Annotated in this window: 19 protein-coding genes and 2 pseudogenes; 11 read left to right on the top strand and 10 right to left on the bottom strand. The window is 41.0% G+C overall.

The genetic code is table 11. The annotated features are described in order from the left end of the window. Positions 1-95 precede the first annotated feature (95 nt). Both C7972_RS05225 and C7972_RS05220 read right to left on the bottom strand, forming a co-directional pair. Positions 96-2,606 (bottom strand): outer membrane beta-barrel family protein, encoded by a 2,511-nt coding sequence (locus C7972_RS05225; RefSeq protein WP_110355177.1) that lies wholly within the window; start codon positions 2,604-2,606, stop codon positions 96-98. 89 nt (positions 2,607-2,695) lie between these two features. Then, complete coding sequence (locus tag C7972_RS05220; protein ID WP_110355176.1) at positions 2,696-3,505, bottom strand: AraC family transcriptional regulator; 810 nt, start codon at positions 3,503-3,505, stop codon at positions 2,696-2,698. A gap of 416 nt (positions 3,506-3,921) precedes the next feature. Here C7972_RS05220 and C7972_RS05215 point away from each other — a divergent pair, with 416 nt between their 5' ends. Genes C7972_RS05215 through C7972_RS05205 form a run of 3 tightly spaced genes read left to right on the top strand, consistent with a single transcriptional unit; the run spans position 3,922 to position 6,248 of the window. Then, entirely contained in the window at positions 3,922-4,500 is a 579-nt protein-coding gene (locus tag C7972_RS05215) for a TetR/AcrR family transcriptional regulator (RefSeq protein WP_110355175.1), read from the top strand. A gap of 25 nt (positions 4,501-4,525) precedes the next feature. Then, positions 4,526-5,524 (top strand): NADP-dependent oxidoreductase, encoded by a 999-nt coding sequence (locus C7972_RS05210; protein WP_110355174.1) that lies wholly within the window; start codon positions 4,526-4,528, stop codon positions 5,522-5,524. Between the two features lie 46 nt (positions 5,525-5,570). Next, positions 5,571-6,248, top strand: coding sequence for a type 1 glutamine amidotransferase domain-containing protein (locus tag C7972_RS05205; RefSeq protein ID WP_110355173.1), 678 nt, complete (start codon positions 5,571-5,573; stop codon positions 6,246-6,248). 231 nt (positions 6,249-6,479) lie between these two features. On the opposite strand, the gene C7972_RS05200 is transcribed toward C7972_RS05205, so the two are convergent. Continuing rightward, positions 6,480-8,603 carry a M3 family metallopeptidase gene (locus tag C7972_RS05200; RefSeq protein WP_110355172.1) on the bottom strand — a complete coding sequence of 708 codons (2,124 nt, stop codon included), beginning with the start codon at positions 8,601-8,603 and terminating at the stop codon, positions 6,480-6,482. Positions 8,604-8,737: 134 nt separating this feature from the next. Between C7972_RS05200 and C7972_RS05195 the strand changes: the two genes are divergently transcribed. Together C7972_RS05195 and C7972_RS05190 are read left to right on the top strand one after the other, a co-directional pair. Beyond that, the gene (locus C7972_RS05195) at positions 8,738-9,130 is read left to right on the top strand and encodes a DUF2784 family protein (RefSeq protein ID WP_110355171.1); all 393 of its coding nucleotides are present in this window, start codon (positions 8,738-8,740) and stop codon (positions 9,128-9,130) included. Positions 9,131-9,203: 73 nt separating this feature from the next. Further along, positions 9,204-9,944, top strand: coding sequence for a phytanoyl-CoA dioxygenase family protein (locus tag C7972_RS05190; protein ID WP_110355170.1), 741 nt, complete (start codon positions 9,204-9,206; stop codon positions 9,942-9,944). A 261-nt stretch (positions 9,945-10,205) separates the two neighbouring features. Here the strand turns inward: C7972_RS05190 and feoB are convergent. After that, positions 10,206-12,399 (bottom strand): annotated as a pseudogene (gene feoB, locus C7972_RS05185) (ferrous iron transport protein B). Between the two features lie 3 nt (positions 12,400-12,402). Continuing rightward, positions 12,403-13,425 (bottom strand): DtxR family transcriptional regulator, encoded by a 1,023-nt coding sequence (locus tag C7972_RS05180; protein ID WP_110355169.1) that lies wholly within the window; start codon positions 13,423-13,425, stop codon positions 12,403-12,405. A gap of 401 nt (positions 13,426-13,826) precedes the next feature. Here C7972_RS05180 and C7972_RS05175 point away from each other — a divergent pair, with 401 nt between their 5' ends. Then, a complete protein-coding gene (locus C7972_RS05175; protein ID WP_110355168.1) occupies positions 13,827-14,666 on the top strand; it encodes a sugar phosphate isomerase/epimerase in 840 nt (279 codons plus the stop codon). A gap of 129 nt (positions 14,667-14,795) precedes the next feature. Here the strand turns inward: C7972_RS05175 and C7972_RS05170 are convergent, their stop codons facing one another. Both C7972_RS05170 and C7972_RS05165 read right to left on the bottom strand, forming a co-directional pair. After that, on the bottom strand, positions 14,796-16,784 hold the full coding sequence (locus tag C7972_RS05170) for a heavy metal translocating P-type ATPase (protein ID WP_110355167.1): 1,989 nt from the start codon (positions 16,782-16,784) through the stop codon (positions 14,796-14,798). A gap of 55 nt (positions 16,785-16,839) precedes the next feature. Beyond that, entirely contained in the window at positions 16,840-17,253 is a 414-nt protein-coding gene (locus C7972_RS05165) for a Fur family transcriptional regulator (RefSeq protein ID WP_110355166.1), read from the bottom strand. Positions 17,254-17,510: 257 nt separating this feature from the next. On the opposite strand from C7972_RS05165, the gene C7972_RS05160 reads away from it, so the two are divergent. The 3 genes from C7972_RS05160 to C7972_RS05150 all read left to right on the top strand — a co-directional run bounded on the left by C7972_RS05160 (position 17,511) and on the right by C7972_RS05150 (position 20,192). Continuing rightward, complete coding sequence (locus C7972_RS05160; RefSeq protein ID WP_110355165.1) at positions 17,511-18,818, top strand: dienelactone hydrolase family protein; 1,308 nt, start codon at positions 17,511-17,513, stop codon at positions 18,816-18,818. A gap of 76 nt (positions 18,819-18,894) precedes the next feature. After that, a complete protein-coding gene (locus C7972_RS05155; protein ID WP_110355164.1) occupies positions 18,895-19,272 on the top strand; it encodes a MauE/DoxX family redox-associated membrane protein in 378 nt (125 codons plus the stop codon). Positions 19,273-19,604: 332 nt separating this feature from the next. Further along, a complete protein-coding gene (locus C7972_RS05150; protein WP_110355163.1) occupies positions 19,605-20,192 on the top strand; it encodes a pseudouridine synthase in 588 nt (195 codons plus the stop codon). 201 nt (positions 20,193-20,393) lie between these two features. Here the strand turns inward: C7972_RS05150 and C7972_RS05145 are convergent, their stop codons facing one another. Continuing rightward, positions 20,394-21,089: a DUF1080 domain-containing protein gene (locus C7972_RS05145; RefSeq protein WP_110355491.1), complete on the bottom strand. Its 696-nt coding sequence runs from the start codon at positions 21,087-21,089 to the stop codon at positions 20,394-20,396. Positions 21,090-21,332: 243 nt separating this feature from the next. Here C7972_RS05145 and C7972_RS05140 point away from each other — a divergent pair, with 243 nt between their 5' ends. After that, positions 21,333-23,618, top strand: coding sequence for a DNA topoisomerase 3 (locus C7972_RS05140; protein WP_110355162.1), 2,286 nt, complete (start codon positions 21,333-21,335; stop codon positions 23,616-23,618). A 156-nt stretch (positions 23,619-23,774) separates the two neighbouring features. Here C7972_RS05140 and C7972_RS05135 read toward each other — a convergent pair whose 3' ends face one another. Both C7972_RS05135 and C7972_RS05130 read right to left on the bottom strand, forming a co-directional pair. Beyond that, positions 23,775-24,203, bottom strand: a complete 429-nt coding sequence (locus C7972_RS05135; protein WP_110355161.1) for a peptidylprolyl isomerase — start codon at positions 24,201-24,203, stop codon at positions 23,775-23,777. 160 nt (positions 24,204-24,363) lie between these two features. Further along, a complete protein-coding gene (locus C7972_RS05130) occupies positions 24,364-25,647 on the bottom strand; it encodes a serine hydrolase (protein WP_110355160.1) in 1,284 nt (427 codons plus the stop codon). Positions 25,648-26,713: 1,066 nt separating this feature from the next. Between C7972_RS05130 and C7972_RS24070 the strand changes: the two are divergent. Next, positions 26,714-26,919 (top strand): annotated as a pseudogene (locus C7972_RS24070) (hypothetical protein); the annotation flags it as partial.

The raw sequence follows: 26,919 nt of genomic DNA, 5'->3' as shown, positions 1-26,919 counted from the left end.
ATTGCAGAACGATACCATAGTTAATGGAACAAAAAAAGGTCTGGCAATTATTATAGTCCAGACCTTTTTTGTGTTGGGTGAATACGCCTTTCTATTTAGAATTCTTTTTTGCCAAACTCGCTTTCTATGAACTTTGCCTTATTTTTTATGGCGTTAAAGGTATAGGACAGATTAATCGATATCATATCCACCTCATACCTGTAATTGGTGGTAGTATAAAATTCATTGGCCTTAAACGTAGTGATTCGCTGTTCATTGGTCTCCAACAATCCCATATCCATATTCTGCCATTGAAGGGTGGCCGTTAATTTATCGTCAAAAAACGATTTTCGGAAACTTAGATTAGGGGAGTAAAACCTAGAATCCTCTCCCTGGGCGGTATTTGTATCGGACAAATAATTAAAGGTAAATTGCAATGAAGCATTTTCCCAGAAAGAATAGGTAGAATTTACATTGAATGAATAAATGGTTGCATTGCTATTTACATCGTAATTTCTCGTAATACCATCCCTGTGCCTAAATACAAAGGCCCCTTCAATATCATAGGAATAAATATTGGCCCCAATATAATTACTCCAATTTTGGCTTGGTTTTAATTGTGCCCCTATTTCCAAACCAATGGTATTGCTTTTGCCCACATTGGAGTAAACCCTATTGATAATACTGTCCAATACAGCACCATTGGCTTCATAGGCCAAGGTGTTTACACGGTTTATTACATTGTCCACATGCCTGTAATAGGCGGTGGCGCTGACCGAATTACCCCCTTTAAAACTTTTGATGACCCCCAACTCTACCAGATCAATGAATTCCGGTCTCAATTGGTTGTCCCCTTGTTCAAAAACCTCGGAATGTTCCCTTTCTGCAAAGCTATTCATTTTTAGGGTAGTTGTCCTTTCTACCCTTTTGCTATAGGCCAACTTTAATTTGGCCGCATCGCTTAAAGTATATTGCATGGAGGCGGATGGAAATAACTTAACAAAGTCATATTTATAGGTTTGCTCCGGATCGGCAGTCCTTAAATCCTCGGAATAGGTACGACCCATGGATTCCAATCGCAGACCAGCGGCATAGTCCCATTTTTTGCTTGCGCCCGTAAGTTGTGTATATCCAGAGTGGATGGTACGTTGTAGACTTATATTACTGGAGAATTCAGGTACCAGTGCGCCATCCCGCTCATACACAAACTCACCTGTGTGATCTATGTCCCTAAATTGATAACCTGTTTCCAAGGTACCAAACGAAAATGGTCTAAACCGGTAATCTACATTCAGACGATACCCATTTAGAGGGTTGTCATTGGTATTATACTCCTGCTGATACACAATATTGCGATCGGTAAGGCCTAAATTATCATTATAGGTGGGGCCACCTAAAAAGGTATATTCGTATAACAAAGAAGTGGAAATCCGGGAATTGTTCTTAAATTTATGGGCATAATCAAAACTGCCCAAGGCAAAATCGCCCTTTCTGGTTCTCAGATTATGATTGTAATACTGAAAGGTATATTCCCTATTACCACTGCCAATAGGTGAAATGGCGTGATTGTCATAATAATCAATATCGGCCAAACGATCTACGGTATGCTTTCCCGCATAGAAACCCAAAGAATAGGTATCGGCCTCATTGGGGGTAAAATCTACACCAAACCTGGCATTGTAGCTAATATCATCAAAACTCCGCTCCCCATCCGAAGGCAAAAAAGTTTGCTTATCCTCTACTTGATTGATAACAAAAACCTCACCTTCCCTCCTACCTGTTTTATCATTACGTTGGTAGCTTGTTCCAAAGGACAGGTTCCATTTGTCCGTTCGTTTATTTAAAGTAGCGTCCACCCCGTATCTTTGGGCCGTTTCTTTGGTGTCATAGGGTTCTATTGAGGGTAATCCCCCTCGCAGGTTTACTTGGCTATAAACCCCGTTGGTTGCCCCCTTTTTGGTTATTATATTCAAGATACCCCCTTTGCCTTCTGGATCGTATTTGGCCGAAGGAGCTGTAATCAACTCCACGGATTCCAAAGCGTTCGCAGGTAATTGGGATAATATGGCAGTAGCGTCACCTTGGGTAGGTTTGCCATTGATCAGGACGGCAAATCCCGTACTGCCCCTTACACTGATACCACCTTGTACATCAACTGTGACCGAAGGCAAGTTTCTTACCACATCAATGGCATTGCCTCCCTGACTACTTTGGAATTTTTTGGTATCGAATACCTGGCGGTCTATTTTATGAAGAACAGTGGCCCGTTCCCCCTTTATGACCACTTCGTCCAGTTGGTTCCCCAAGGATAGGCCAATAATGCCCAGGTTTTTGGCGGGTTGCTTTTTATCTATTGTAATGTTGGATATGGTTTTGGTATCGTACCCCATAAAGGAAGCTTCCATATAATAGGCTCCAGGTTTTACCCCATCTATAATAAAAGAACCATCTTGAGCAGTAACCACCCCCGTAATCAGGGCACCATCCAACTGATTGTACAGGGCCGCTGTGGCATATTCCAAAGGAACGTTATCAGTGGCATCTATAATTTTTCCCGAAATTTGGGCTGTTGAGACTTGTATAGCCCCCAAAAGGACAACAAACATAAAAAAGTTCTTACCATTCATATATAACAATCCCTATTTAAAATTTGGACAAAAATAGAGGAGCCATCCAACTTAAAATGGTGTATTTGAAAAAGGAATGGTACCAATACTTAAAGTAGGCTTTTTCTATATTGCAATGGGGTAAGCTGGGTATATCGTTTAAAATATTTGGTAAAATGCGAGGTGTCCTTAAATTCCAGGTCAAAGGCAATGTCACTGATGGATTTATTGGTATATGCCAATTGTCTTTTAACCTCCATAACAATGTGTTCGGCAATAACATCCGATGCCGTCTTGTTGAACACTTTATGACAAATGGCATTTAGGTTCTGGGAAGTGGTATTTAAGGTCTCCGCATAGAACGAGACGTTGTTTTTTAAATTTTCGGACAACAAATTTACAAATTGCATGGTCTTATCCGTATGCTCTCCACCTTGCAAAGCAGCATATTTAACCATTTTTGACAATATGGCCTTTAATCCTCCCTCCACGGCGTCCTGGTTTAAACCAACCTGTTTCATCTCCCAACAAAGTGATTTGAACAAAGCCCCTAAAGATCTATCCCCTTCTTCAACCTTAATTTTCTGACAATTGTTCAGTTTTATCAGCTGGGTGTTGATGTACTTGTCCTGCGTTTTTTCCAAAAACGATTCCTTAATAATGATAACATACCCCTTGGGCTTGGTGGTAATTTCCCAATGATGGACCTCATCCCTTTTTACCAAAAATAACAAGGGGGCTTCTATTGGGTGACTTTCCATGTCCAAATGATGGTAACCACTGCCTTTAACAAAATAGATTATTTCAAGATACTTATTGTGTTTGTGCGGCTTGGTATACCTTTTAGTAACATCAAAAGGCTCTATTTTTATACCAACTTCAGAGTTAATTTTATTATAAGTGTTAATGGAATCGTTCAAAATAGCCTGGTTTTAACAAAGTAAAATCGCCGTAAATGTAAATATTACGTTTCAAAACCAATTTTGGTAATCTTAACTTTGTGATAATTTTATAATAATGTTTTTTTAACAAGCTCCATTCTAAGTGTTCATGGTACAGCCTATGCAGAGTTCAAAGGTAGGTAAATAAGGCAATGGAATACACTAAGTGTCCTTACCATTTCCCTGCGAATCGACTTCCCCCCAAATTGCACCCTATTCTTTAACACTATCAAATAACGGGCTTATAGCAACCATTTTTCCCTTCTAGTGAATTCCTACTTGTAAACTTATGTTAAACCCCTCAAAAAAAGAATGAACGTTCATTTTTAACACTACCTTTGTACCTGATTATTATCAACATTGAACAATACATTTACAAATTCGCATTTGATATTATGGCCAAACTTCAAAAAAGTATTGAAAAGCGCGATGCCTTGGTAAAGGCTACCATTAACTTGGTTAACAACAATGGGTTCCATGCTACCCCCATGTCCAAGATTGCAAAAATGGCGAAGGTGTCACCCGCTACTATCTACCTGTATTTTGACAATAAACAGGATTTGGTAAACAAGGTTTACCTAGAAGTCAAGGCAGCCTATACCGCTTATGTTTTTAAAAACTATAGTAGTGACATTTCGGTAGTTAAAGGTTTTGAAATAATTTGGAAGCGCATTGCCGATTTTAAACTTAAGGAAGTGGAAGAAGCCATGTTTCTGGCCCAGTGCGACAATACACCTATGATAGATGAAGCCAGTAGACAAGAAGGCCTAAAACACCTTCAGCCATTGCTCGACTTATGGGAAAGGGGAATAAAGGAAGGCATTATAAAGCCATTGTCGCCCTACCTTTTATACGCGTATACCATTAATCCCCTCTCATTTTTAATGGTTATGCAACAGCGGGGTGTTTTTCAATTAAATCAGGATCACCTGGAGGACGCCTATCGGGCGGCCTGGAACAGTATTAAAAAATAAAGCTCAAACATTTAAAGACAACATTATGATTCAGACAATTTTATTAAAAAAACGACCTAAAGGGAAACCTACTTTATCGGATTTCGAATTCCTAAAGGAGGAGAAGGATCTAAACATCAAAGAGGGAGAACTTCTTTTGGAGACTACTTATATTTCCGTTGACCCCTATTTAAGGGGGAGAATGAGCGATGCCAAATCGTACGTTCCACCGTTTGAGGTTGGAAAACCAATAACTTCGGGAATAGTTGCCAAGGTGATAGCTTCCAAGAACAGTAAATTTAAAGAGGGCGATTTCGTCTCCGGTATGATGGACTGGAAAACCCTGCAAATATCAAAAGGTGAAGGACTATTAAAGGTTGATAAGGATCTGGCCCCATTAAGTGCCTATTTAGGCATCTTGGGTATGACCGGACTAACCGCTTATTGTGGGCTTACCCAAATTGGCCAACCCAAGGCCAAGGAAACTTTAGTAGTCTCAGGTGCGGCAGGTGCCGTGGGCAGTGTAGTAGGGCAAATTGGAAAAATACTGGGGCTCTATGTTGTAGGTATTGCCGGTACGGATGAAAAAGTTGAAATGCTTACCTCCCAATTTGGCTTTGATCACGCCATTAACTATAACACCACCAAGGATATGGGAACTGCCCTTAAAACTGCTTGTCCAAAGGGTATTGATATTTATTTTGACAATGTAGGCGGCCCTATTTCCGATGCTGTGCTATTTAATATCAACAAATATGCAAGAATGATCATTTGTGGTGCCATTTCTGTGTACAATAACACGGAAATCCCAAAAAGCATCAGTGTTCAACCCTTTTTGGTAAAAAATAGCGCTCTAATGCAAGGGTTTATAGTTTCCAATTATTCTGAAAAGTTTCCGGAAGCAATGAAAAATTTATCCACCTGGCTGGCCGAAGGCAAATTAAATTATACCGAAACCGTGGTAAACGGTTTTGAAAATACCCCACAGGCATTCTTGGATTTGTTTGAGGGAAAAAACAAAGGGAAAATGATCGTGAAAGTCTAAGCTTTCTTGGTTTTCCAAATTTCTATAAACTATAAATAAAAATTAAATGAAAATACTATTTGTACTAACATCACACGATAAATTAGGGGATACTGGAAAGAAAACAGGATTTTGGATCGAAGAATTTGCAAACCCATATTATACTTTACTGGACAAAGGGGCCGACATTACCTTGGCTACCCCAAAAGGTGGGATGGCACCCATAGATCCGAGTAGTGACACCCCCGATGCCAGCACCAAGGATACGGAGCGTTTTAAGAATGATGCGGTGGCAAAGGAAAAAATAAAGCGTACACTGGTTTTAGGGGAAATTGACCCCAATGATTATGACGCGGTGTTTTATCCAGGAGGTCACGGACCCCTCTGGGACTTAGCCAATGACAACACCTCTATAAACCTTATTGAGGCCTTTAACAGGCAGAAGAAACCGATTGGCTTTGTTTGTCACGCCCCGGCCGCACTAAAAGGCGTTAAGAACGAGGATGGGTCCCCGCTGGTAAAAGGTAAAAAAGTAACCGGATTTACCAATTCGGAAGAGGAGGCCGTTCAACTTACCAATGTTGTGCCTTTTTTAGTGGAGGACATGCTAAAAGAAAATGGAGCTACTTACTCGCATAGTAACGACTGGGCTCCTTACGCAGTACAGGATGGTAATTTGATTACAGGGCAAAATCCTGCCTCATCAGAATTGGTTGCCGAAAAACTATTGGCCTCCCTTAATTAGGGCATCGACCTTAGGTTTTGGAAGCCGAACGCCTTTTAGGGGTAGTTCGGCTTTCTTTTTATCAACCTCTTAAGCTCTGCATTTATTACAGATGGGACATATTGCTCCTGATATAGGCCAAAGACTAGGGTCCTTGGATCATAAAATTCTGGCCTATCTCAAAATAGGTAGGAAGTGCCTACCCTTTTCACCTCTTTCCATTCACAAAAAGTACGCATTTAAATCCCAAATCTATTGTAGGCCCCTAGCTTTTAACATGGGTTCAATTTTTGGATCGCCACCGCGCCACTCCTTGTACATTTCTTCCAATGGCAAGGTATTGCCACGCGAAAGAATCATATCGCGTAAACGCTTACCGTTTTCCCTGGTAAGGCCCCCATTGGTTTCAAACCAATTGTAAGCATCATGGTGAAGCATTTCTGTCCAAAGGTAGGAATAATAACCTGCGGCATATCCACTTCCAAAGATATGGGCAAAATACGTAGATCTATAACGTGGTGGGACGGCAGATACCACATCCAATTTAGTTTTATGCAAGGCCTCTTTTTCAAAAGCATTTGCATCCTCTATTTTTGTATTGGAGCTTATGGTATGCCATTGCATGTCCAGATTGGAGGCCGCCAAATTTTCGGTTAGGCTATATCCCTGGTTAAAAGTGCCCGATTTTTTGATCTTATCAATAAGCTTTTGTGGAATTTGTTCCCCGGTTTCGTAATGTAGGGCATAATTTTTTAGTACTTCTGGGTACAAGGCCCAGTTTTCATTAAATTGGGAAGGAAACTCTACAAAGTCGCGCGCCACTGAAGTACCTGATAACGACGGGTATTGCTGGTCGGCAAAAAAGCCGTGCAGCGCATGTCCAAATTCATGGAACATGGTCTCTACCTCATCATAGGTAAGTAATGCCGGTTCCCCTGCTACGGGTTTTGGATAATTACATACATTGTAGATTACGGGTTTTTTGTTGTACAATTTGGATTGGTTCACAAAATTGCTCATCCAGGCCCCTCCCCGCTTAGTGGGACGGGAAAAGAAATCGCCATAGAACAATCCCAATGGATCCCCGTTCTCCTCAAAAAGTTCATATACCAGTACATCTTCGTGATAGATGGGGATATCCGTTCTGGCCTTAAAGGTTATACCATACAATTTTTCTGCGGCATGGAACACCCCTTTTTCCAATACTGTTTTTAATTTAAAATAAGGTTTTAACTGATTTTCGTCCAGATCATATTTTTCCTTGCGCACCATTTCGGCATAATAGTTCCAATCCCATGGTGCCAAAGTAAAATCCCCTCCTTCTTTCTGTATCATTAGCTGGATTTCATGTGCCTCTTGCTTGGCCTTTGCCGTGGCGGCCGGAATTAATCCCCTGAACAATTTATTCACATTCTCCGGCTTTTTGGCCATGGTATTTTGCAGGTTCCATTCCGCATAATTGGCAAAACCCAACAAGGCTGCTTTTTTAGCTCTTAGTTCCGCTATTTCCGCAATTATAGCCTTCGTATCATGGGCCGAGCCATCTGCCCTGTTCCATGCAGCTTTAAATATCCGCTCACGTGTTGCCCTGCTTTCCAAAGATTGCAACAAAGGTTGCTGGGTAGTATTCTGAAGTGGTAACTTCCAACCCCCATCTACATCATTTTTTAAAGATTTCAACTCAGATTCGGGGATTCCAGCCAATACGGACTTATCCTTGATCAATAATGCTCCGGCATTATTGGCTTCCAATAGGGTTTTATTAAAGGTATTGCTAAGGGTTGCCAAACGGGAATTATAAGTTTTTAGCGTCTCCTTGTCTTCTTCCGATAAGTTGGCACCGGCAATTTCGAAATCTTCAAAATAAGTCTCCAACAGTTTTAAGGATTCCACATCCAAATCCAAACTTTCTTTTTTACCGTATAAAGTTTTTACACGTTGAAACAATTTATCATTGAGATAAATCGCATCCCGTAGCTCAGAAAATTTAGGGGCCATTTCTTCTTGTACGGCCTGCAGGGTATCATTGGTATGTGCTCCGGTAAGTGCCGAAAAAACGTTTTGTACACGCTCCAAAAGACTACCGCTCTTTTCTAGGGCCAATATGGTATTTTCAAAGGTTGCCAACTCCTGGTTACTTGCAATTTTTTCAATAATTGCTCTTTTTTCATCCATTCCCTGCAATAGTGCCTCTTTGAAATGCTTATTTTTAATTTGGGTGAAATCGGGTGCGCCATAAGGTAAAGTACTTTCGGCAAGCAATGGATTATTATTGGTATTCATGGGGTTTAGGGAGCTTGTATTATTCTTGGTATTGGAGTCTTTACATGCGAAAAACAAAATTGTTAATAGTAACACAGGATAAACTTTTCTCATATATTGATCAAATTAGAATCTAAGCGCTAAAATAATGAAATCGGGGGAAAGGAGTATAGGGCCCGCCAACAATTAAGCAAAATTCCGAACCCCAAAAATTTACTATCTTATATCACTACTGGCCATTGCTCCTTATGGATGAATTATTTTTATACATTGCCAACACGTTTTTCTATGTTTTTCATACGGTTCTCATTATTTTTAATTTGTTCGGATGGTTATTAAAACGAACCAGAAAACTTAATCTTATCTCCTTACTTATAACCTTTGGGTCCTGGATTGTGTTGGGGAGCTGGAAAGGTTGGGGATATTGCTTTTTAACCGATTGGCATTATGGGATTCTTGAACAATTGGGAGAAAATAGTCTGCCCAATAGCTATATAGCTTTTTTGGTGGAAAGAACCACAGGCTGGTTGCCTAGGGCAGAAATGATAGATTTGTACACCTTGACCTTGGCTGTTCTGGCACTGTTGTGTTCGCTTTGGACGAACCTAATGCCCATCAGTCTACGGAGAAAATCCGGTTAAATAATACAAGAACTATATTTATGACCAATATGTAGTTTATTTTAGTGTAAATTATTTTTTAATATATCTAAACATGCTCACCAAGGAGGAAATTGAAATTTTGGAAAATCACGGTTATTTATCCCTGGGCAAATTATTGACCGATGCAGAGGTAAAGGCCATTAACGAGAGAATTGATGCCTTAATGCTCAATGAAGGTGATACAGCCGGATCGGAATTGGCCGACTCCAAATATATAAGGCACCCAAAGGAGGAAGGCGCCGATCGCCTTGCCGATCTTGTCAACAAAGGGGAAGTTTTTGATATTTTTTACACCCATCCCAGGGTGCTGGCTGGTATAAATGCTGTTCTGGGCCCATCCTTTAAACTGTCCTCGCTGAACTACAGAGCGGCAAAACCCGGACTTGGTCATCAGAATTTACATGTAGATTGGGGCAATAAAATGATAGAAGGTGTCTACAAAGTCTGTAATTCCATTTGGTTATTGGATGACTTCACTAAAGATAATGGAGCGACGCGTATAGTGCCCGGTACCCACAAACTGGGAATATCCCCTCAAGAAAAAATGAAGGACCCTGGACTTCCCCATCCCGATGAAATAATCATCACCGCACCGGCCGGATCGGTTTTTATTTTTAACTCCCATGCCTGGCATGGAGGAACAACAAACCGTACCTCTAAACCTAGAAGAAGTATCCACAGTTATTTTTGTACCTCGGACCAACCACAACAGATAGACCAAAAAAAATATATTACTGAGGAAACCAGACAACGAATAGGCATCGGGGCTCAAAAAATACTGGATGTAATATAAGTGCTTGATAGGCATCAACCCTATTTGGGAGTATACAACAGAATGTAATGACAGAGTTTCCTCCTATCCCACCTCCTTAGGCGGCACTAAATTCTAATTTGTCCTGAGCAAGTAATTGGGGTTTTTATACGGGCCAAGTGCTGGTAGTTATGTCTTTTACCTGCCTTTACCCTTTCCCTGGCCACTATAATCAATTAGTATTGATATGTTTTATACCAAAAAAAACTTGGAGGATCCCCATCCATTATGTAGCTGGATTGTCTAAGACCACAATCTCCAAATCTGTGCCACCAAAAAAGTCACCACAAATCCCATAATAACAGGTAATATTGAAGCCACAAGGGTCCATTTAAGACTTTTGGTCTCCTTATAAATAGTATAAATAGTGGTGCTGCACGGATTGTGCAATAAGCTGAACAACATTAGGTTAATAGCGGTCAACAACGTCCATCCCCCTGCTCTTAGAATATCCCCCGTGGCCGATACCGAATCCAATTCGAACATAACCCCGGCACCTTCACCCGCGGAAATTCCCGTAACTAGGACCGTCAACATCAGAATAGTGGGAATCACAATTTCGTTGGCAGGGATAGCCACAATATAAGCCACCAATATAACACCGTTAAGACCTAAAAGGAAGCCAAAGCCATCCAAGGAATCTATTAACCATGCGGCCAGACTGGCATCTCCCAAATAAATATTGGAAATAAGCCAAATTACGGCTCCGGCAGGGGCTGCAAAGACAATTGCGCGCCATAGTACGATCAGGGTCCTATCTATGATGGAAGTATAGATGGTTTTCCAAAACCGCGGAGGTCGATAGGGTGGCAATTCCAAATTAAAGGTAGACACTTCTCCTTTCAACACCGTTTTGGAAAGTCCCCATGAAACCAAAAACATAAAGACCATACCCAATACCGCAATCGCTATAACGGCGGCCAATGATAATACTCCCGAATAGGAAGCGGGTACCAAGGCCCCTACAAATATGGTGGCGATCAGAATCTGCGTAGGCCAACGCCCGTTACACAGGGAAAAGTTATTGGTAATAATAGCAATCAATCTTTCCCTTGGGCTATCAATGATCCGGGTAGCAACAATGCCTGCGGCGTTGCATCCAAACCCCATACTCATGGTCAGTGCCTGTTTGCCATGGGCCCCGCTTAGTTTAAATAAATGATCTAAATTAAAGGCCACCCTTGGCAAATACCCGAAATCTTCCAATAAGGTAAATAAGGGAAAGAATATGGCCATTGGAGGCAACATCACGGCGATGACCCAAGCCACCGCCAAATAGACCCCGTCTATCAAAAACCCGTCCAACCACCATGGCATTCCAATGGCAGCTGCAAATCCCTTCAAGGCCGGATGCACAGTATCCAAGAGCAATCCGGACAACATGGCAGAAGGATAATTGGCCCCTACGATCGTCAGCCATAGCACAAAGGCAAGAATTAAGAACATAAGCGGAAACCCCCAAATCCTGCTTGTAATGATCTTATCTATTTTGGCATCTATCCTAAAGGTGCCCTTTTCGTCCTTTTTATGTACTGAGTCCTTTACAATTTCCGCAGCGTCAGCGTAAATTCCCTCCGCCAGATTATCATGAAATTCATCGCCGATCTGCCAACGAAGGTCATTGGAAAGTGAAATAATATGATCTATCTTTTTAGTGTCCATCAAAGTATGATTAAACAAATTCACCCGTTTTAAGGGTCTCAATTATATTTTTATCGCCTTCCAGCAAGCGCAAAGCGATCCATCTACTATTGGGAATGTCCGGATATACCTGTTTTATTTCTGCACTCAACTTTTCCAAAGCCTGTTCTATGTTTTTTGGTATATTCTTTATGCGGTGTGGCTTACACACAATTTTACCATTGGCCAGTTCACTAACGGTCTGGATCAATTCCGGAATTCCTCTATTGTACCTTGCGCTGGTGGGCACCACAGGAATGCCAAGGTCCCGGGCCAAAGTCCGGGTATCTATCTCCAAATTATTTCTTTCCGCCTCATCCATTAAGTTTAAACATAGGACCGCGTTATTTGTAATTTCCAAAATCTGTAATACCAGATTAAGATTTCTTTCAAGTCTGCTGGCATCCACCACGATGACCGTTACCGAGGGCTTTCCAAAAAGAATGAAATTCCTGGCGACTTCCTCATCTTCCGAGGTGGACAACAGGGAATAAGTCCCAGGCAAGTCTACCAGCTTAAATTTCTGCCGATTGTATTCAAAAGCGCCTTCTGCCCTGGTTACCGTTTTGCCCGGCCAATTTCCCGTATGTTGGCGCAATCCGGTCATAGCGTTAAAAACAGTGCTTTTTCCAGTATTTGGATTACCCGCTAAGGCGACTACATAATCAAAATCAGTGGTATTTACCCCTAATTTTTTCAATCCGTCCGCATTGAACTGGGCACAGGTCTCACACGCACTTTTGGGTTTAACTTCCATGATCTAATCTTTTTGTATTAAAATTTTTGACGCTTGATTTTTGCGTAGGGCAATGCTAGTGCCCTTGATTAAAAAAGCTTTGGGATCGCCCAAAGGATTCATAAGATCAATTTGAACCTCGGCTCCTTTCACAAAACCCAAATCGAGCAACCTTCTTCGACTATCTCCCCTGATTTCCTTTGATATTCCAATAATCTTGGCGGTTTCATTTTCCTTTAAAATGGACAACCTCGCTAAATTTTCTTCAAACACCACATCCTTTTCCAAAACGGATACCGTAATATTACCGGCCATTATGGGAGCCAATACAAAGGCCTCCCCCTCAGAATGAAATTCGATGCGGGCAGACGTCTTTTCCATAATCCTTATCACAGATCCAATATGTATATTCTCCGCTAGGATCTGCTTGTAAATTATTTCGGGTTTATCCTTGATATGGACAATTCTTCCAATGGTTCCTATGGGAAGTTCTGATACGGGAATTCCCTTAATTTTGGCAATCTTCCCCGTATTGGTCGGTATAGGGTCTCCATGGGGGTCAAATTGAGGATTGCCTAACTGGGACGACAAATTATCCGCATCCACCTTGGAAAGTTCATGTTCCATTCTTTCTGCCCTCTCGTGCCATTCCGCTTCCTTGAACCCCGTTTTTTCGGCTAAAAATTTTTCCCATAACCTATGGGCCCTAACAATACGCAAGGCATAATCACTACCAGATTGTGTAAGCTTCACATTATCTCCCTGAATACTTATCAACTCGTGGTCGGACATCTTATTGATGCATTCCAGTATGGTCCTGTCATTGTATTTTAAGGTTCTTATAATATCGTTGATATTGAGATGCTTGTCCGCATTTTCATTGTGATATAACAACTTTAAAACATCCTCCACTACTATTTTATCATTCGAAACCGAACTGTTTCTTATCAGCCAAAACCATCCCCTATAGGGTCTGAAAAATAGAAATGCCAAAATTGAAAGTGCAAAAAACACCGCTAGGGCCGTTATGGGATTGTAGGTATTCATTAGCCTGTTGTAGATATATTTTTAAATTCGTTGTTAGCCACTTTACATGTACCCTGCAGGACATGTCCTTTATTAAAATTGATTTTAATAATTTATATAAAGATAATTATTAATTTTTAGATTACCCTAAAAATTTATTTCACATACCCTATATTGATAAAAATAAGGAAGGCTACTTCCCTAATGTACACCCACCAATATGGTAGTGGAAGCACCGCGGCAAAAAGGCTACGAAATTTTAAAAGTCCCAAAATTATTTTACACCCTGCAACATGGGATTATTCCTTTTCTTCTTGAAAAATAAATATGCCTTGGTTCATGAATAAGTTTTTATCGTTATAATTGTGGCTTGGTTACAAAAACATTGTGTTACTTTTAAAAAAATATTATTCCAGAGTTTTATGAAAAAATTATTGTTCACCCCGTTATTAAAAAAATTAATTCTGCCAGTTCTGATTTTTGGCATGTTCTCAACCAACGCTCAACAAAAAGTTGGCGGACTGGCACTTTATACGGTCCGGGATAATATGGGTGAAGATGCCAAGGCCACCCTTAAGGCAGTCGCCGACGCTGGGTATAAAAATATTGAAGCGGCCGGATACAAGGATGGAAAGTTTTACAATATGGCGCCCATGGAATTTAGCGAATTGCTTAAAGAAGTGGGACTAAAACCTATCAGTACACATCAGGGAGGGGTAACCTTAGAGAACGCGGACACCATGATTGCCGATGTTAAGGCAGCAGGCTTCAAGTACTTTGTTATTCCTGTACCCCCCATGGGATTGAAGGGCGACTATAAACAACTCGCTTCTGCATTAAACACCTTGGGGGAAAAATGTCACAAGGCAGGGTTGAAACTACTCTACCATAATCACGCTTTTGAATTCGAAAGAGGATATGATGGTATTATTACCTATGATTACCTTCTTGAAAACACCAATCCAAAATTTGTAAATTTCCAGATGGATCTTTATTGGGTAACCAAGGCGGACAAAGACCCTATAGCCTATTTCAACAAATATCCCGGTAGGTTTAAAATGTGGCATGTAAAGGATATGGATGATAAAGGTAGGTTTGCACCAGTAGGCAACGGCCAAATTGATTTCTCAAATATTCTAGCCAAAAAAAAGCTATCGGGGATGAAGTATTATATGGTAGAACAGGACAGAACTTTTGATATGACGCCTTTGGAGGCGATAAAAATTAGTCATGAAGGCATTATCCAAATAGGATTCAAATAAGAATCCAACAAATTTCATTTGTCTTTAAATGAAGTGTTGATTAAAAATTGCCATAGGCAAACGGCTGCTGGGGTTTGACCCTGACAGCCGTTTGTTTTCTCCCCTCCACATATAGTAACACTCCCTGGTTTAATCGAGATTAAACCTTAACAGTCGCAGGGCATTGATTACCACCATTAGGGAAGAACCTTCATGAATGGCCACAGCAATACCTATATTGGCAAATCCAAAAAGGGTTGCTGGAATTAAAAATGCCACAACGCCCATACTGATCCAAAGGTTTTGCTTGATAATTGATTTGGATTTTCTACTCAACCCAATTACAAAGGGAAGGCTCTCTATCTTGTCCGACATTAGGGCTACATCTGCGGTTTCCAAGGCTACATCGCTCCCCGCAGCCCCCATTGCAATACCTACCGTACTGCTGGCCATGGCAGGGGCGTCATTAACGCCATCACCTACCATGGCAATTTTTACTCCTTTTTTCTGAAACTCCTGTATAGCCTTCACCTTTTCTTCCGGGAGCAAATTCCCTTTGACCTCTGTGAGTCCAATTTGTCTGGCAATGGATTCGCCCACGTTCTGATGGTCGCCTGTCAGCATTATCATTTGTTCAATGCCGATTTCCTTAAGTCTCTCCAAAGTTGGAGCGGCACTTTTTCTTGGAACATCCATGACACTCAACAGTCCTATTATGGTTTGTTTATACCCCACCAGCATAACAGTCTGCCCGTTTTGCTGCCATTGGTTAATTTCGTCTTGGGCTTCCGGTGATATTTGGATTCCCTCCTCCTCCATCAGTTGTTTATTCCCAATAAAAACATAATTCCCATTATATTGTGCCTTTACCCCTTTTCCCTGAACGGCCTGCATATTGGAGGACCGGTGTTTCTTTTCTATGTTATATTTTCCAAGGAGATCCTGTGTAATTGCCTTTGCCAAGGGGTGATTGCTTAAACTCTCCACGTCTACCACCAACTCCAGAAACTCATTTTTATCAAATCCATTCAAGGAAATGGCATTTGTCAATCTAGGTTTGCCTTCTGTAAGGGTCCCTGTTTTATCAAAAGCTATGGTAGAAAGGCTGCCCAAATCTTCTAGGGCGCGACCTCCTTTTATGAGCACTCCCTTTTTGGCCGCCCTGGCGATGGCACTCAATACGGCACTTGGTGTTGAAATAGCCAAGGCACAAGGACTGGAAGCTACCAATACACTAATGGCCCTATAAAGACTTTCTTTCACCGTTTCGTCTATGACCAAATGGGCAAAACACAAAACAACGACCAAAACAATAACTGTCGGCACAAACCATTTCTCAAATTTTTTGGTCAGTAATTGGGTAGGGGATTTTTTGGTTTCCACCTCACTTACCATTTTCACCAATCGGGAAATGGTAGTATCCACATTCAATTTTAAAACTTGGATCTCCAGCATGGCATCACCGTTAATGGTACCTGTAAAGACAATGTGCGACTGCGGTATTTCACTAAACTCTGGAAGCACTTTGGCATTTGTGACAGCCGTTTTGTCTACGGGAATACTCTCTCCTGTTATGGGTGATTGATCTATACTGCTACTCCCCTTTACAATAACTCCATCTGCCGATATTTTGGTATTAGGTTTTACCACTATTATATCGTTCAACTTCAAATCCTCTACGGGTACTTCCCTTATATCCTCTCCATTTTTCAAGAATGCCGTCTTGGGGGTAAGCTCCCCTAGGGCCTTAATGGATTTAGTGGCCTTGTTCATGGCATAATGCTCCAACGCATGTCCCAAACTAAACAAAAACAATAATAGGGCCCCTTCTCCCCAACTATCTATATAGGCCGCTCCCAGGGCGGCAACGAGCATTAGAAAATCAATTTCAAATTCCCCTTCCCGAATTTTTCCAATAGCCTCTAGCAGGGTAAAATATCCCCCAAAAAAATAGGCTGCCATATAGCTTACCAATGGAGCCCATGCCACGGCATCAAATATGGTAGAAAACATCAAACCAGTTAAAAAAAACACCCCGCTTAAAATAGCGAAATAGAGTTCTGTCTTTTCACCAAAAATTTCACCGTGATCGTGTTCATGATGGTGATCCCCACCCTTGTGAGCATGCCGATGCTTCATAAATTAGTCATTTGAAAGCTAAATTAACCCTTATGCCAGTGCAATGTATGTGCATTTATTGGTTGCAGTGCTCACAAACACCCTTTATTAGCATATTTACATCTTCCGGGATAAATTTTTCCGGTAAATTTATTTGAGGAATCCGATGCTCCGTTAAACAAGTAGTCTTATTGCATTGTGTACAATGAAAATGCAAATGAAGGTCCGAATGCTTCACCAAACCTTCATCATGATCGCATAGCGCGTATTTGGGAATTCCTGTGCCGTCAACTATTTGATGTACAATGCACTTCTCCTCAAAAGTCTTTAGAGTCCTATATAAGGTAGTCCTATCCGATTTTTCAAAATTCCCTTCAACGGTGGTAAGGCTTACAGCCGACTTCTGCAAGGCCATAAATTGATGTACCAAAATGCGCATAGCTGTTGGTCTAATACCAAACTTCTTCAGTTGTTTCTCGGTTTCCTTCATAATATCCTGATGTCCGTACTTGCTTATTATTCAATCCTTAATTATCCATCTACCTTCTCCAAACACCAAGGTATTATTTTCTACTGTATCCTTAAAATTCAAATCTTTGAAGTTTTCTCTATTGTATTGAAAACCTATGCCAACTAAGCGTCATGGTGCAAAGTGGTATGGTATATATAGCCAAATTCATTTTGAAAAAGCAATTTCGGATTTATGATCGAGGTTATATTTCGTATTTTTAAGCTAAACAAAAACCCATGGTCAAACCAACTTTTTCCCGTTTTATCCAGCTTCAAATACTGCTTTGTTTTCTCGTTTCCAGCACTGTGTTAAACGCTCAAAACGAATCGTTTATATATGGGGATGCCCTGCCCGATGCTCCTGAATTGGCTTCACGTGGCGCTTATAAAATTGGCGTACGCACATTGGATTTGGTCAATAAGGGACAGGTGGATGTTTTAAATTCGAAAAACGGGATGGACCCCATTTATGATCGGCCCCTAAAGGTAGAAGTCTGGTATCCGGCCTTATTGGCCCCGGGAGCCACAGAATTGGCCATTTATAAGGACGTTATGGGAACCGCCCATGATTCCCTTCGCCCATTGACTCCCATTACTTTTAAAGGTAGGGCGTCCCGTGATGCCGCACCACTTGCCACAGAGGGTCCTTTTCCCCTTTTAGTGGTTGCACATGGTTATGTTGGCTCCAGATACCTTATGACCTATCTAACGGAGAATTTGGCTTCCAAAGGATATATAGTAGTAGCCATAGACCACACGGATTCCACTTTTAGGGATGCTTCCCCTTTTTCAAGTACCTTGGTGAACCGCGCCAAGGATATTTCCTTTGTTATGAACCAAATTGGGGACTTGGGAAAAGCCAATAACAAACACTTTTTATCGGGATTGGTAGATTCCGAAAACATCGGTATTATAGGCTATTCCATGGGTGGATACGGAGTACTGAACGTGGCAGGTGCTGGATATAGCGATGGCCTCGTAGATTTCTTTTCCAGCATGACCGGAGGTAGCAAAGCAATAGCAGAATTGGCCATGAGCAACCCTAACTTTCCAAAGGTTGACCCTAGAATAAAGGCGGTTGTAGCCTTTGCTCCCTGGGGAATGGAGCGTGGTGTTTGGGATACCGAAGGTTTAAAGGGACTAGAGATCCCTACCTTTTTTATAGCAGGGAGCCAAGATGATATTTCAGGATACGAAAAGGGAATTAAAGCTATCTTCGAGGGAGCCATAAATACGGATCGATATTTACTTACTTATGAAAATGCAAGGCACAATGTAGCCCCAAATCCCCCGCCAGTGGAATCTTTAAAGCCTGGACTCCATATGGATGAATACTATAGATATGCCGAACCTAGTTGGGACGAGAGAAAGATCAATAATGTAAACCAACATTTTTTAACTGCCTTTTTAGGTATACATCTAAAACAAAAGGATTATTCAAAATTTTTGGAGTTAGAGGAAGATTCCAATGAAAAGGATTGGACCGGATTTAAGCCTCGTTCCTCAACAGGCATGGAACTGCTTCATGCCAAACCTGCACCTTAGGAGGTAGGTATGGAGCCTTGTCCTTACTTTCGCGTTCCTCAGCTATATATTATATCTTTTTAAAAATAACTAGGCTATGAAGCTTTTTTGGACGATTCTTAAAATACTATTGGCCCTTTTTATGATATATGCAGGGATGCAACATTTTTTTAAACCAACCTTCTACCTGCCTTTCGTACCCCAGTTTTTACCCTTTAAAATATTCGTCATCTATTTATCGGGAATATTGGAGATGGTTTTAGGGGTATTGCTCCTCCTTCCCAAATACACAAAATACGGAGCTACAGGGATATTATGGCTTATGATTGTTTTTCTTCCTGTCCATGTTTGGGATGTTTTTTCCGATCGACCCGCCATAGGAAGTCCGCAGGCAGCCATGATTCGATTGCCAATACAAATTGCCTTTATAGGCCTTGCCTGGGGTGTTGGAAAATATGCCACTGGTAAAAGTTAATATCTATATTTTAAATAATAAAAGGTATTAAACCTCAGGGCAAGCCTGCCTGCCGACAAAGGTAGGCCTGCCTGCCGACAAAGGTAGGCCTGCCTGCCGACAAAGGTAGGCATGTCTGCCGACAAAGGCAGGCCCTGAACCCCATAATAGGAATCGACCCTAGGGTCGAGGCATTGAACCTAGGTCCCGCCGAAAAAGGCGGGATTAGTTCAACTTGCAATTTTAAGTGCGTCTTACTGACTTCTCAAAATTGAGGTTCACTAATAAAAATCGAAAAAAAAATGACACCTTTGGGGGGTCCAACCCTGTACAAAACCTAATAACTTCGGCCCATGCTGGAACCTGCACATATTCACTTTAAAATTTACAAGCCTTTTGAAATGTTAAGTCAGTTACACTCCAATGACGCCAAGGAGATACGTAACAAACGTTTCCTAAGCGAGCTTTATAACTTTCCTGAGGGCATTATGCCCATAGGTCGACTGGATGAAAAATCGGAGGGATTGCTTCTGCTCACAACGGATGGAAAATTGAGCGATCAGATCAACCGCTCGGGCGTGGAAAAGGAATATTTTGTACAGTTGGATGGAGAAATAACCAATGAAGCTATCCAATTATTGCAGCGCGGAGTGGAAATTGGATTCCATGGCAAGAAATATATAACCAAAAATACTACTGTCCATAGATTGTCCACCCCCCCTGTCCTACCCGACCCGGATAAAAAATTAAGAATAGGACGACATAGGCCCACTTCCTGGATAAGCATCACCATCACCGAAGGGAAGTTCCGTCAGGTGCGTAAAATGACGGCTGCGGTAGGTTTTCCTACCTTACGGTTGATTCGCATCCGTATTGGGAATATTGATATGAAGGGATTAACTCCGGGGAAGGTTGCCCCGATCCAAGAACTATCTTTTTAAGTACCGAGGCAAAAGTACATCAGTGCAGAACGACCTATAATTCCTTGCTTTTGCTTTTTGAACATAACTCATTGAATATAAATAAAGTATTACGCAAAGGACTAGGCCTTCTACTCCCTTATCATGAATGAAGCTGCCCAATGTGAATGGATCGAACCAAATTTAAAAATATATTAACGGGGACGGGCAGGACCTTGTTGATCAGGGCGCTGTTTCACTGAGTTCGACGATAGGTGTGAGCATTACTTTTCGGAATTCCACCTCCGCCCCTTCGGCTTGTAAAGCAATATTTCCACTACTTACTGTGGCATTGTAACCATGGTTTACCAAATCGCCATTAACCCATACCTTTATTGAGTTTTTGAGGCACTCAATAGTCATGGAATTCCATTCACCCAATGGATTTTCGGAACCATCGGTTAAATTTTTTATTCTTCGCAATTTGCCTTCGGTAATACCCCATTCTTCTTTAGGACCTCGCCTTTCCAACATATTATCGGTCGTGATGTCCTGAACAATACACCAGAAATCACCGGCATTTTCATGCATCATTTGCACTTCTATAGACTTGGGAAACATGTCATAAAGGGATCTAGGGGTGGAAGCAAACACCAATACACCACAATTACCTGGTTTCCCAGCAAAACGATATTCCACTTCCAGTCTAAAATCCTTATAAATGGCATCCGTAATAATGTGGCCCTGGGGTTCCCCCAAACTTACCAACATACCTTCCCTTATTATAAATGGATTAATGGCCTCGGGATCATGGTCCATTTCAGGTACATCTACATGCCAACCCTCCAAATCCTTCCCATTAAATAGACTTTTGGACGACTGGAAAGTACAACCAACTAATGTAAAAAAAGCCATGATGGCTGCCACTATACTTTTCATCTGTATATTTTTATCGATAAGTGTATTCAACATTATTAAATTTCATATCCAAGATCCCTTAAATGTATCATTTTCCTATGACATATGAGGTAATGAAATTTTCTCAAAACATTTTTCCCGGTAATCACCAATATCCTAGGGCTCGTTATTTCCAGTGCAAATATTGAAGAAAATACCTTGCACTACGAATATGGGGGTTCAGTATAAATTAAGTAATTTGCACCCATTCAAAATAAAAATAAAGTGAAAGTCTGTATTGCAGAAAAACCTAGTGTTGCTCGAGAAATTGCTCAAGTATTGGGAGCAAATACCAAACACGATGGGTATTTTGAGGGAAATGGATACGCCGTTACATTTACCTTTGGGCATCTCTGCACTTTATATGAACCTAGCGATTACAAGCCACATTGGAAAAGTTGGGACCTGAACAACTTGCCCATGCTCCCTGAAAAATTTAAAACCAAAGTAGTGGACAATGCAGGCATCCAAAAACAGTTCAATATTGTTAAGGCCTTATTCGACAAAGCAGAATTGGTCATCAACTGTGGGGATGCCGGACAGGAAGGGGAACTAATACAGCGTTGGGTGCTACACCAGGCCAATTATAAGGGAAAAGTACAGCGATTATGGATTTCATCATTAACCACCGAGGCAATAAAGGAGGGCTTTACCAAATTAAAATCCTCAGATGACTACGACAATCTTTATTATGCCGGATTTTGCCGTGCCATTGGAGATTGGCTTTTGGGTATGAATGCCACACGCCTCTATACTGTAAAGCACGGGGGCTATAAACAAATGTTATCGGTGGGAAGGGTACAAACCCCTACACTGGCTATGGTGGTGAACAGGTATTTGGAAATAGAAAACTTTAAACCCCAACCCTATTGGGAATTGCAAACCCTTTATAGGGATACGGTATTTAATTATGAAGAGGGCCGTTTCTTAAAGATGGAGGACGGGGAAGTTCTTGCCAAAGAAGTAAAGGAACACGAATTCGAAATTGCAGGTATCACCAAAAAGAAAGGAAAGGAATACGCTCCCAAGTTGTTCGATCTAACAGGTCTTCAGGTATATTGCAATACAAAGTTTGGATTAACGGCCGATGAAACACTGAAAATTGTCCAAAAATTATATGAACAAAAAGTGGTAACCTATCCTAGGGTAGATACCACATTCTTACCCAACGACGTTTACCCCAAAATAGCGGGAATACTTCGTAATTTAACCCAATATGAACAGTTGGCCTCTAGCCTTTTGTCCAAAAAAATCAGAAAGTCCACCAAGGTTTTCAATGACAAAAAAGTAACGGACCATCACGCCATAATTCCCACCGGGGTCGAGATAAGGTTGGCACCTGCCCAGCAACAGGTGTACGATAGTATAGTGAAACGATTTATTGCCGTATTTTATGATGATTGTGAAGTTTCCAATACCACGGTAATCGGTAAGGCGGCAAACATCTCCTTTAAAACAACGGGTAAGGAAATCCTAAAAAAAGGATGGAGAGTGGTTTTTGAGACCAACGCTTCCAAGGAAAAAAAAGAAACCGGTATATTGCCTTTGTTCATTAAGGGTGAAAAAGGTCCGCATGAGCCTTCTTTTCTAGAAAAACAGACCAAACCCCCCAAACAATTTACGGAAGCTACTTTGCTGCGAGCTATGGAGACGGCCGGGAAACAAGTTGACGACGAAGAAATGCGCGAACTCATGAAAGAGAACGGAATTGGAAGACCTTCTACCCGTGCCAATATTATTGAAACCTTATTTAGACGCAAGTACATAGAAAGAAAAAAGAAGCAGGTATTGCCTACTCCAACCGGTATTCAACTAATTGATACGATACAAAACGAATTGCTGAAATCGGCAGAATTAACAGGTTTATGGGAAAAGCAACTGAAGGACATCGAAAAGGGAAGTTTTAGTGCAGCCCTGTTCATCAATAATATGAAAAAAATGGTGGACGAATTGGTTTACGAGGTAAGGAGCGAAACCAATCGGGCCAATATCTCCAATGTCATTGCCAATGAAAGAAAGGAAGCCCAAAAGCCAAAGAAAAGGTCAAAAGGTATAACAGAAGAAACCTGCCCAAAATGCCAGAGAGGGAATCTTATAAAAGGGAAGTCGGCCTATGGATGTAGTAATTACAAGAATGGTTGCGATTTCTTACTCCCCTTTGTCTTTCATCACAAAAAGATCTCGGAAAATCAGTTCACAAGATTACTTCAAAAAGGTTGTACGGTAAATTTAAAGGGGTTTAACCACAATGGTGTTGAGGATGTTGAAGGCCTCGTACGTTTTGATGAGCACTATAAGTTGATTCTAGAGCCAAAGAAAAAACCAAAAACCGATTCTCCCAATTGTCCCAAATGTAAAAATGGAATGATTATCAAGGGCAAAACCTCCTATGGTTGTAGTAATTATGCCAATGGTTGCGATTTCAGGTTTACTTTTAAGGAGGTAATAGCCAAGGCTAAGGATAGGCCATTGACAAAAGCACTGGTTCTTTCCATTTTAAACAGTGCTTAACGTTAAAGCGGGTATGTTATTGATGATAGAATATATTGAATCTCCTAGAGATGATTAGGGTATTATAAGCAAAAGGCCGTCCAAAAACAGACGGCCTTTTAATATCCATGGCATTGATCCCTAAAGGGAAGTGCAATTGCCATTATGTTGAAATCATTATAAAATAGCTACCAATTCCAGCTCAAAAGTAAGATCTTGTCCTGCCAACACGTGATTGGCATCAATAATAATACTCTCTTCCTTAACATCTGTAATTCGCAATTGATTTTCTGTACCGTCCGGATTTTGCGCAACCAACATCATTCCAATTTCAGGTTTAATATCTTCAGGAAGTTCCGACTTCTTGATTTCATGAAACAATTCTTCCATAATATCGCCGTAGGCTTCTTCCTTGGGAACGGTAATAGTTTTCTTTTCATTTACCTCCATATTCACCAATTCCTTCTCAAAACCTGGAATAAGCTGCCCTTGTCCCAAGGTAACTTCGATGGGTTCCCTTTCCAAGGAACTGTCAAAAATTTGTCCCGTCGTTAATTTTCCGGTGTAATGTACTTTTACTTTGTCATTCTCCTTAACTCTACTCATAAAATTTAGTATCTCTAGTTTTAAATCCGACTATTAAAGTGCAAACCTATGCGATATAGATTTTTTAGAAGAATAGATTGTACAAAAACCGCCAAAATTCACAATATCTTAACACTTTCCCTTTTACATCAACCTATATCATCCTTAAATCGGGCCTATTTCATTCCAAAATAGCCTGATAGACCAAACTTCTCAGCTTAGGGTGATCGTCAACTCCATTGGTAGGAATGAGTTGTTTAAAATATACTACGACCAGTTCCTCCACGGGATCTGCCCAATAAGTGGAACCATAAGCACCTCCCCATTCAAAAGTACCTATAGAACCGGGCTCTCCCCTTTCACCAACATTTTTTGTAATGGAGAAGCCCAGACCAAAGCCCGAACCTTTTCGACTGCCGTAGGGAATCCCCCTTACATCAACATGGTCTACAATCATTAACTCGACGGTTTTTGGGGACAATATTCTGTTTCCGTTAAATTCTCCTCCATTCAGCATCATTTGCAAGAATTTGGCATAGTCCATGGCCGTAGATAGTAATCCGGCGCCACCTGAAAAACTCTTCCTAGGGCCCTTGACATAATGACCTTGCCCCATTCCCAAGCCAGGATCGGGGGATCTTTCCAATGGCTTTCCTTCATAAGCCATATACGAAGTAGCCAGTCTTTCAGTTTTGTTCTTAGGCAAGTAGAAATGTGTATCCACCATCCCTATGGGATCCAAGATCCTTTCCTTAATAAATACATCCAAAGATTTACCGGAAGCCTTTTCCACAATTACCCCAAGGATATCCGTATTGTAACCGTATACAAACTTTTCTCCTGGCTGGGCATCCATTGGCAATTTTGCCATACGTGCAACTGTTTCGGCAATTGGCTCGTTTCGGTCTGCAAAATACCAATTCTGTATCCCGGCCTCTTCCCATTCTTTTTTTGCAGGACCATGTCCGTACCCAATTCCGGCAGTATGGGTCAATAAGTCCCTAATGGTAATGGACCGGTTAGCCCTGACCACATCGTATCCCCCATCTTCACGTACCCTCGCTACGGTTGTCTCTTTCCATTCCGGCAAATATTTTCCTATGGGATCTGCAATCAATAATTTTCCTTCTTCCTGCAAAATCATTGCAGCAACACTTACAATGGCCTTTGTTTGTGATGCAATCCTAAATATGGCGTCTGTGCCCATCTTCTTCCCTGCCTCCATATCACTCTGGCCAAACGCCCGATGATAGATCACTTTGCCCTTTCTGGCTACTAGGGCAACATTTCCGGACATCTTTCCGTCCTTCACATACTGCTCCAAGGTAGCCGATAGTCGTTCCAACCTCTCTGAGGACATCCCCACCTCCTCGGGCAGTGCCGAATCTAAATTTTGAGCTTGGGAATAGGATAAGAAAAATAAACATCCCAACAATAGGATGTGTCCTTTGATGAATTTTACCATGGTTTTAATAATTTGATTAGTTATTTTTTTAAAGAAGATTGAAAGTTATTGTTTTTTTTGGTTTTAAAAAACAGGAAGTAATTTTACAGTACGATTATATGTTCAGGATAGACTTTCAATACCGGAGGATGGCCTTTGGAGTATGGTATCCGATAAATCCATGTGCTTTGCTGTGGTGTTGGGAAGAACAAGGGACAACGCTCAATTTAAATCCAAAATTATTTACGATTACAGTAAACGGACTTATTCAGGATCAATCCCAAAAGTTGTGTGTGAATTAGAAAAAGAAATAATCTACTATCTCATTTTTGTGTCCTGTTCATTTTTTGCATCGCCCAAAAAACGAACCAAAAAACGCTAGGCTGATTTTAAATTTCTTTAAATCTACGCAATTTCCACGGCCCCGGCGTCCAGGCCGCTTTCACTTGGGTGAAATGCTCTATGGACGCCTACCTGAACCCAATGTGAAAACTACTTGATTTAAGACGAAATTGAAAATAGGCCGGTCCTTTCGTTCCGTCAACCCTCATGTGGGAAAAATCATTTTCCGTTATTAAAAACCTTTGAGCATTGTCCTCAAGATCTATGGTTAGGTCGTTCTTCTTCCGTCGTGGAGATGGCATGGCCGTTAAGAATTATTGAAGCCTTGGAAATAATTTAGGCCATGGCATCGGTCCTTAAAATCCAGAGATTTTAGGGACCACCTAGCGAAGAAGGGTCTTTTCTCCTGCCTGCCGGAAGGCAGGTTTGTTTAGCTCATGGCTGGTTATTTTCCTAATTATGTATTCGTGAACCTGCGGTTTCGTTTTATTCATTGCTTGCTTATTATGTAATAAGGTATTCTTGAACCTCCTAGGTCGGTTTCATTGGACAAGCAAAGAAATCGAAGATTCACGAAATCCGATAAAAAACAATAACAACCAATTGAGTAAAATGAAAGAATAATTTAATCATTGGTTTTAATAAATTGCTCCTATTAATTAAAACTATTGATCAAAAAACGGATCAATCTCAAAAGTTGGGTCTAAAGAGAAAAATAATTTTCTTTGTGCTTTAAATTACATTGATGAATAAAGGCACTGAGTTATCCTTGTTAAGTTTAATATTACCAGAAGGAATATTAGAGTATTTTGATATTGTTGGATTCGATAAGAAGCCTATAAAGCATGTTTTATATGAGAACCGTCTAACGATATATTTGGAGGAGAAAAAACAAATACCATCCAAGTACAAGGATTGCAAGTATAAAGCCAGTGGCTTCATGGAGCCTCG

This window comes from Arenibacter sp. ARW7G5Y1 (genome assembly GCF_003201775.1).
GTDB lineage: Bacteria > Bacteroidota > Bacteroidia > Flavobacteriales > Flavobacteriaceae > Arenibacter.
Note: the sequence above shows the minus strand (reverse complement) of the source record. Positions and strands in the feature narration are given on the sequence as shown.